We start from the raw sequence: 7,503 nt of genomic DNA, 5'->3' as shown, positions 1-7,503 counted from the left end.
CCCGGGGGTTTAGCCCCCCCGCCACCTGCGCGCCCGCGCCGGGCTGAGGGGGGGTGGCGTGGCCGGCTCACCGTGCCGGGGCCCCCCGGGAGGCGGGCAGCCCGGCGGCCGCCGCGGCGGCGGCCACCGCCACCGCGAGGGTGTCGATGGCCGCCTGTACGCCGACGATCGGCGGCTGGAAGCCGCCCCCGCGGGCCGCGCCGAGCACCGATCCGTCGGCGCCGATCACGGCCACGTCGGTCTTGCTGTTCCCCGCGTCGACCGCGAGGACGGCCGGCGGGGGAGTGTCGCTCACGCCCACGCCAGGTGCTCCCGGTTGTGGGCGATCAGCTCGTCGGTGAGCTTCTCCGCGTACTCGAACTGCCCGACCAGCGGGTTCGCGAGCAGCGCGTCGTAGACCCGGTCCCGGCCGCCGCGCAGCGCGGCGTCGAGCGCCAGATTCTCGTACGCGGTGGCGTGCGCGATCAGGCCCGCGTACAGCGGCTCGACCGGGGCGACGGCGAGCGGCTCGGCGCCCGCGGTAGTGACCTTCGCCTGCACCTCGATCACCGCGTCGTCCGGCAGGAACGGCAGCGTCCCCTTGTTGTACGTGTTGACGACCTGTACCGCGCTGCCCCGGCCGCGCAGCAGTGACGCCGCGAGGTCGACGGCGGCCTCGGAGTAGTACGCGCCACCGCGCTTGGCGAGCAGCGCGGGCTTCTCGTCCAGCTCCGGGTCGCCGTACATCTCCAGCAGCTGCTTCTCCATCGCCGCCACCTCGGAGGCGCGCGACGGCTTCGTGGCCAGCTCGCGGACGACCTCGTCGTGCGCGTAGTAGTAGCGCAGGTAGTACGAGGGCACGACGCCGAGCCGCTCGATCACGGCGCGCGGCATGTGCAGGTCCTCCGCGATCGCGGCGCCATGCTCGGCGATCAGCTTCGGCAGCACGTCCTCGCCCTCGGGCCCGCCGAGGCGCGCGCCGCGCTCCCACGTCAGGTGGTTGAGGCCGACGTGCTCCAGGTGGACCTCGGACGGCGAGACGCCCAGGTGGTTCGCGAACTTGCGCTGGAAGCCGATGGCGACGTTGCACAGGCCGACGGCCTTGTGCCCGGCCTGGAGCAGCGCGCGCGTCACGATCCCGACCGGGTTGGTGAAGTCGATGATCCACGCGTCGGGGTTGGTGCGGCGCACCCGTTCCGCGATGTCCAGCACCACGGGCACCGTGCGCAGCGCCTTCGCGAGGCCGCCCGCGCCGGTCGTCTCCTGGCCGACGCAGCCGCAGGTGAGCGGCCATGTCTCGTCCTGGTTCCGCGCGGCCTGGCCGCCGACGCGCAGCTGGAGCAGCACCGCGTCGGCGCCCTCCACGCCCGCGTCCAGGTCGGCGGTGGTGACGATCCGGCCGGGGTGGCCCTGCTTGGCGAAGATCCGGCGGGCGAGGCCGCCGACCAGGTCGAGGCGGTCGGCCGCCGGGTCGACGAGCACCAGTTCCTCGATCGGCAGGGTGTCCCTCAACCGCGCGAATCCGTCGATGAGTTCAGGTGTGTAGGTCGATCCTCCGCCTACCACTGCGAGCTTCATGGTTCGTTAGCCCTTTACTCCGGTGAGGGTGACGCCTTCGACGAAGGCCTTCTGTGCGAAGAAGAACACGATGATGACCGGGGCCATGACCAGCAGGGTCGCGGCCATCGTCATGTTCCAGTTGACGCTGTGGGCGCTCTTGAAGGATTCCAGGCCGTAGCTCAGGGTCCATGCGCCGGGGTTCTGGGAGGCGTAGATCTGCGGGCCGAAGTAGTCGTTCCAGCAGTAGAAGAACTGGAACAGCGCGACGGCCGCGATGCCGGGCTTCGCCATCGGCACGACGATCCGCAGCAGCGTCCGCAGCTCGCCGCAGCCGTCGACCTTCGCCGACTCGATGTACTCGTTGGGAATGGTCAGCAGGAACTGCCGCAGCAAGAAGATCGAGTACGCGTCGCCGAACGCCATCGGGATGATCAGCGGCCACAGCGAGCCCGACAGGTGGAACTGCTGTGCCCACACCAGGTACATCGGGATCACGATGACCTGCGGCGGCAGCATCATCGTGGAGATGACCAGGACCATCGCCACCCGGCGGCCCTTGAAGCGGAACTTGGCGAGCGCGTAGGCCACCGGCGTCGACGACAGCACCGTGAAGAGGGTGCCGAGGACCGCGTACATCAGGGAGTTCTTCCACCAGCTGAGGAAGCCGGGGGTGTGGAAGACGGTCGCGTAGTTCGACCAGTGCCAGGAGTGCGGCCACAGATCGCTGGTGAGGGCCTGCTGGTCGCTCATCACCGAGGTGAGGAAGACGAACACGAACGGCAGGACGAAGAACAGGGCGGCGGCTATCGCCAGGGCGTGCACCGCGACCCAGTGCAGGAACTTCTTGCGGCGGTGCGCTCCGGCGCCGCCCGCGTCCGAGCCCCGCGCGGCGGCGGTGCGCGGCGGATTCAGGGTGGTCGTGGTCATCTCTCAGTCCTCCGCCGGAATCAGGCCCGCGTTCTTGCGCATCAGCAGCAGGGTCACGGCCATCGCGATGACGAACAGCACGAGCGAGAGCACGCACGCCGCGCCGGTGTTGAAGTTCTGGAAGCCCAGCTGGTAGACGAGCTGCGGCACGGTCAGGGTGGAGTGGTCGGGGTAGCCGGGCTGGACGACCGAGCCGGGCCCGATCGAGACGCCGGAGGCGATCTTCCCCGCCACCAGGGCCTGCGTGTAGTACTGCATGGTCTGCACGACGCCCGTCACCACCGCGAACAGCACGATCGGGGTGATCGACGGCCAGGTCACGTAGCGGAACTTGGACCAGGCCCCGGCGCCGTCCAGATCGGCCGCCTCGTACTGCTCCTTGGGCACGTTGAGCAGCGACGCCATGAAGATGACCATCAGGTCGCCGACGCCCCACAGGCCGAGCAGCACCAGCGAGGGCTTCGCCCAGTTCGGGTCGTTGAACCAGGTCGGGCCGCTGATGCCGACCCAGCCGAGGACCCGGTTGACCGGTCCTGTCGAGGGGTTGAGCAGGAACACGAAGGCGACGGTCGCGGCCACCGGCGGCGCCAGGTAGGGCAGATAGAAGGCGGTGCGGAAGAATCCGACGCCCGTCTTGACCTTGGTGACGAGCAGCCCGATGCCGAGGCCGAACGCCACGCGCAGCGCCACCATCACGACGACCAGCCAGATGGTGTTCCACAGCGCCGGGCCGAACAGCGGCATCTGGCTCAGCACGTACTTCCAGTTCTTCAGGCCCACGAAGGTGGGCTGCTGGATCTGGTTGTAGTGCATGAAGGAGAAGTACACCGTTGCGATCAGCGGGTATCCGAAGAAGACCGAGAAGCCGATCAGCCAGGGCGACAGAAAGCCGAGCACCTTCAGGCGGTGCCTGTTCCGCTTCCGCTTGAGCGTCGTGCCGGGCGCCGCGCCGGAACCCGGGCGGGCGGCCGCCCCGGCCCGGGACGAGAGGGGGAGTGCCATGTCCTGCTCCTCAGCTCTCCGACTGGAGGTTGTCGGCGTCGATCTGCTTGTCGAGGGTCTTCAGGCCGGCGTGGAGGTTCTTCTCCCCGCCCTCCTCCTCGGCGTACGCGAAGTCCTGGAACGACGTGATGTACATGCCGCCGTTCTCGGACGGCGGGATCGCGTTGCTGTACTTGTTCTGCGCGATCTTGATGAAGGCGCGGAAGTTCGGGTCGGGCGTCAGCTTCGGCGAGGCGAGCGCGGCGTTCGTCGACGGCACGTTGTGGATCGCGTTGGCGAAGTCCACGACCTGGTCGGTGTCGGTCGTCAGGTACTTGACCAGCTCCCACGCCGCGTTCTGGTGCGTGCTGCTGTGGGCGATGCCGGTGACCGTGCCGGTCAGGTAGCCCCGGCCGTAGGTGTCGGCCTGGTCGTCGGGGACCGGCAGCGGTGCCACGCCCCAGTGGAACCTGGCGCCCGCGTCCTTCAGCATCAGGCCGCGCCACTCGCCGTCCATGTGCATGGCGAGCTTGCCCTGGAGGAAGGCGTTGCCGTCCGAGTACTCGTCACCGAAGCCGGACCGCAGGTTCTCCAGCTTCTGGTGGCCGCCCTCGGCGGCCGAGATGGAGTTCATCGCCTTGAAGAACTGGGTGACCTTGGGATCGTCAGCGAGCTGGGCCTTGCCCTGCTTGTTGAAGTAGGTGGGGCCCCACTGGGCCAGCATGCGGTCCGGACTGTTCTGGTACAGGCGGAAGTTGGGCATGAAACCGGCGCGGGTGATCGAGCCGTTCTTGCCGTGCTTCGTCAGCTTGACCGCGTCGGCCCGGAACTCGGACATGGTCTTCGGCGGGGCGCTGATGCCCGCGGCCTTGAAGTCGTCCTTGTTGTAGTACAGCCCGTACGCGTCGGCCAGCAGCGGCAGCGCGCACTGGTCGCCCTGGTACTGGGTGTAGTCGAGCAGCGTCTTCGGGAACACCTTGTTCTTGTCGATCCCGTCCTTCTTCATGAACGGGTCGAGGTCGGCCCACATGCCGGACGAGCAGTACTGGCCCACGTTGTTCGTCGTGAAGGACGTCACCACGTCCGGGGTGTCGCTGCCGCCGGCGCGCAGCGCCTGGTTGATGGTGTCGTCCGTGACGTTGCCGGTCGACTTCACCTTGATGTTCGGGTGCAGCTTCTCGAAGCGGGCGATGCTGGCGTTGATCGCCTTGACCTCGTTGGGGTCCGACCAGCCGTGCCAGAACTTCAGTGTGACCGGCTTGCTCGGATCGTCGGTGGCGCTGCCGGTGCTCGGATTGGCACATCCGGCGAGCAGCAGTGCCGTGGCGGCGCCGAGTGCCACGGGCACGCAGGAGCGTATACGCCAACCTGCCATGTCGGTCTTCCTTTGCGAGGAGGGGACGGATGCGGATCATTCGGTGTGATGCGGTGCGAAACACAACTGTGGGGGTAGGGGAAATCTCGCCGACGGCCTCCGGCAGTGGGGAGGCCGAGCGGTCGCGGAGGAGCGCGGGGGCCCGGGGCGCCGGGCCCGGCTACCGCGCGGTGTCGAAGCGGCTCGTGTCGAAGACCGCGTCCCTGGCCTGGGTGAGCGCGGTACGCAGAGCGCCCGTCAGGATCGGGTCGCCGTCGATGTCGCTGATCCTCAGCAGCGGCCTCGGCAGTGCGAGTCCGGTCAGCTCGGTCTGCACCGCCTCGCGCAGCGGCTCGCCGCCCGCCTGGGCCACGGAGCCGGAGAGCACGACGAGTTCGGGGTCGACCACGGCGACGACCGCGGCGATCCCGGTGGCGAGTCGCTCGGCGACCGTCCGGCGCACGGCCTCGTCCGCCAGCGCCGCCTCCAGTGGCGCGCCGTCCGCGAGGGCGCGTACGGCGACCGCGGAGACCTGGCTCTGGAAGCCGCCGCCCGCGTCGTCGCCGGCCCACTCGGCGGAGCCGCCGCGGGCCAGCGGGGCCCCGGGCAGCGGCATGTAGCCGATCTCGCCCGCGCCGCCGGTCGCCCCGCGCAGCAGGGTGCCGCCCAGCACGATCGCGGCGCCGACGCCCCGGTCGAGCCAGGTCAGCACATAGTCGTCGAAGTCCTGGGCCGCGCCCTCGTACTGCTCGGCGAGCGCGGCGAGGTTCACGTCGTTCTCGATGACCACCGGGGTGCCGAGCACCTCGGCGAGGTCCGAGAGCAGGGTGCGCGAGTGCCAGCCCGGCAGGTGCGGCGCGTACCGCAGTTCGCCGGTCGCCCTGTCGATGGCGCCGGGCGTGCCGATGACCGCGCAGTGCAGGTCGTCGTGGCCGATCCCGGCCGTGGCGAGCGCGCCGTCGACGGCCTCCGCGACCAGTTGCGCCGTCCGGCCCCTGACGTCGTCGGCGACGGCGTCGGCCTCCACCCGGCAGGTGCCGACGACGGTGCCGGTGATGTCGGCGACCTGGGCGCTGATGCCGGTGTGCCCGACCGCGAGGGCGGCGACGTGTGCGGCCGTCGGCTCGATCTCGTACAGCGCCGCGTTGGGGCCCGGACGTCCGCTGACCCTGCCGGTGGTGCGGACCAGGCCCGCGGCCTCGAGGCGGCCCAGCAACTGGGACGCGGTGGGCTTGGACAGCCCGGTCAGCTCGCCGATCCTCGTCCTGGTCAGCGGGCCGTGCGCGATGAGCAGATCGAGCGCGGCCCGGTCGTTCATCGCCCGCAGCACCCTGGGTGTGCCCGGTGAAGGTGTCGTCGTGCTCACGCCCGGACCCTGTTTCCTCGACTGATGAATGAGCGGCCTCTGTGATCGCGGTGATCACAGGGCTCGCGGTGCTCGCCGTGAGCACTGTTAGGAAGGTTTCCTAATCGGATGCGAGGAACGTATGACCCACGTAAGGGAGCAGTCAATACCCCAAACCAGCGGTTTTCCTCCGGCAACCAAAGCGTTACGTGCCCGGCGGGGCCGTGCTGTGCCGGACCTGCGGGGTACGCGCGCCCGCTCCCAGGCGTCCCGGGTGGGCCCGTGCGTGGGCGCCCGGGTGGCGTGGCGGCTACTTGCTGACGTTCGGCGGCGGGGGCGGCAGTGGCGACGCTTCGGCCGACTGCGGGGACGTGGGGCTGGCCAGCGCGGACGGCGGGGCGACGGCGGCCGACGGGTCCGGCGTGTCCTCCGCCACGAGCGGCAGCGCACCGCCCACGAGTGCGATGCCCGCCTCGTCGAACGCGCGTTTGATGCGCCAGCGCAGCTCCCGCTCCACCCGCAGCGACTGGCCCGGCATGGTCTTCGCGGACAGCCTGATCGTCACCGAGTCCAGCTGAACGGCGTCCAGGCCCAGCACCTCGACCGGTCCCCACAGCCGCTCGTTCCAGGGGTCCTCCTTGGCCATCTGCTCCGTGGCGCCGAGGATCAGCGACTTCACCCGGTCCAGGTCCTCCGTGGGCCGCACGGTCACATCGACACCGGCCGTGGCCCAGCCCTGGCTGAGGTTGCCTATCCGCTTCACCTCGCCGTTGCGCACGTACCAGATCTCGCCGCCGTCGCCCCGCAGCTTCGTCACCCGCAGCCCGACCTCGATGACCTCGCCGGACGCGACCCCGGCGTCGATGGTGTCGCCGACGCCGTACTGGTCCTCCAGGATCATGAACACACCGGACAGGAAGTCGGTCACCAGGTTGCGCGCGCCGAACCCGAGTGCGACCCCCGCGACCCCGGCCGAGGCGAGCAGTGGCGCCAGGTTGATGTTCAGCGCGCCCAGCACCATCAGCGCGGCCGTGCCGAGGACGAGGAACGACGTCACGGAGCGCAGGACGGACCCGATGGCCTCCGAGCGCTGCCTGCGCCGCTCCGCGTTGACCAGCAGACCGCCCAGCGCGGTGCCCTCCACCGCCTGCACACTGCGGTTCATCCGGGCGATCAGCCTGGTCAGAGCCTTGCGGATGAGCTGGCGCAGCACCATCGCGATCACGACGATCAGGACGATGCGCAGCCCGATGCCCAGCCACGCGGACCAGTTCTCCCCGACCCAGCTCGCCGCGTCGTTCGCCCGCTGGGTGGCCTCGCCGATGCCGTCGGGGGCGGGTTGCGGGGTGGCGAGGGG

At 70.1% G+C, this 7,503-nt stretch carries 6 protein-coding genes and 1 pseudogene; all 7 read right to left on the bottom strand.

Annotation, left to right across the window (positions count from 1 at the left end; genetic code table 11):
- Positions 1-91: 91 nt before the first annotated feature.
- Positions 92-301: pseudogene (locus LCE31_RS30315) on the bottom strand (ATPase); the annotation flags it as partial.
- Positions 292-1,557, bottom strand: a complete 1,266-nt coding sequence (locus tag LCE31_RS30310) for a 6-phospho-beta-glucosidase (RefSeq protein WP_225019982.1) — start codon at positions 1,555-1,557, stop codon at positions 292-294. The gene LCE31_RS30310 and the pseudogene LCE31_RS30315, both read right to left, overlap by 10 nt.
- 6 nt (positions 1,558-1,563) lie before the next feature.
- Entirely contained in the window at positions 1,564-2,466 is a 903-nt protein-coding gene (locus LCE31_RS30305) for a carbohydrate ABC transporter permease (protein WP_225019980.1), read from the bottom strand.
- A 3-nt stretch (positions 2,467-2,469) separates the two neighbouring features.
- Entirely contained in the window at positions 2,470-3,468 is a 999-nt protein-coding gene (locus tag LCE31_RS30300; RefSeq protein ID WP_225019978.1) for a carbohydrate ABC transporter permease, read from the bottom strand.
- 10 nt (positions 3,469-3,478) lie between these two features.
- On the bottom strand, positions 3,479-4,822 hold the full coding sequence (locus LCE31_RS30295) for an ABC transporter substrate-binding protein (protein WP_225019976.1): 1,344 nt from the start codon (positions 4,820-4,822) through the stop codon (positions 3,479-3,481).
- A 160-nt stretch (positions 4,823-4,982) separates the two neighbouring features.
- Positions 4,983-6,119 (bottom strand): ROK family transcriptional regulator, encoded by a 1,137-nt coding sequence (locus LCE31_RS30290; RefSeq protein ID WP_225019990.1) that lies wholly within the window; start codon positions 6,117-6,119, stop codon positions 4,983-4,985.
- 337 nt (positions 6,120-6,456) lie between these two features.
- Positions 6,457-7,503 (bottom strand): mechanosensitive ion channel family protein (locus LCE31_RS30285; protein WP_225019974.1); only part of this gene is annotated, 1,047 nt, incomplete at its 5' end.

The sequence above is a fragment of the Streptomyces sp. 8L genome (assembly GCF_020176795.1).
In the GTDB taxonomy this organism is placed as follows: Bacteria; Actinomycetota; Actinomycetes; order Streptomycetales; family Streptomycetaceae; genus Streptomyces.
Note: the sequence above shows the minus strand (reverse complement) of the source record. Positions and strands in the feature narration are given on the sequence as shown.

Excerpts from the sequence above, each read along its gene's own strand:
- LCE31_RS30300 (WP_225019978.1), bottom strand. The coding sequence starts at position 3,468 with ATGGCACTCCCCCTCTCGTCCCGGGCCGGGGCGGCCGCCCGCCCGGGT.
- LCE31_RS30290 (WP_225019990.1), bottom strand. The coding sequence starts at position 6,119 with ATGAACGACCGGGCCGCGCTCGATCTGCTCATCGCGCACGGCCCGCTG.
- LCE31_RS30310 (WP_225019982.1), bottom strand. The coding sequence starts at position 1,557 with ATGAAGCTCGCAGTGGTAGGCGGAGGATCGACCTACACACCTGAACTC.
- LCE31_RS30295 (WP_225019976.1), bottom strand. The coding sequence starts at position 4,822 with ATGGCAGGTTGGCGTATACGCTCCTGCGTGCCCGTGGCACTCGGCGCC.
- LCE31_RS30305 (WP_225019980.1), bottom strand. The coding sequence starts at position 2,466 with ATGACCACGACCACCCTGAATCCGCCGCGCACCGCCGCCGCGCGGGGC.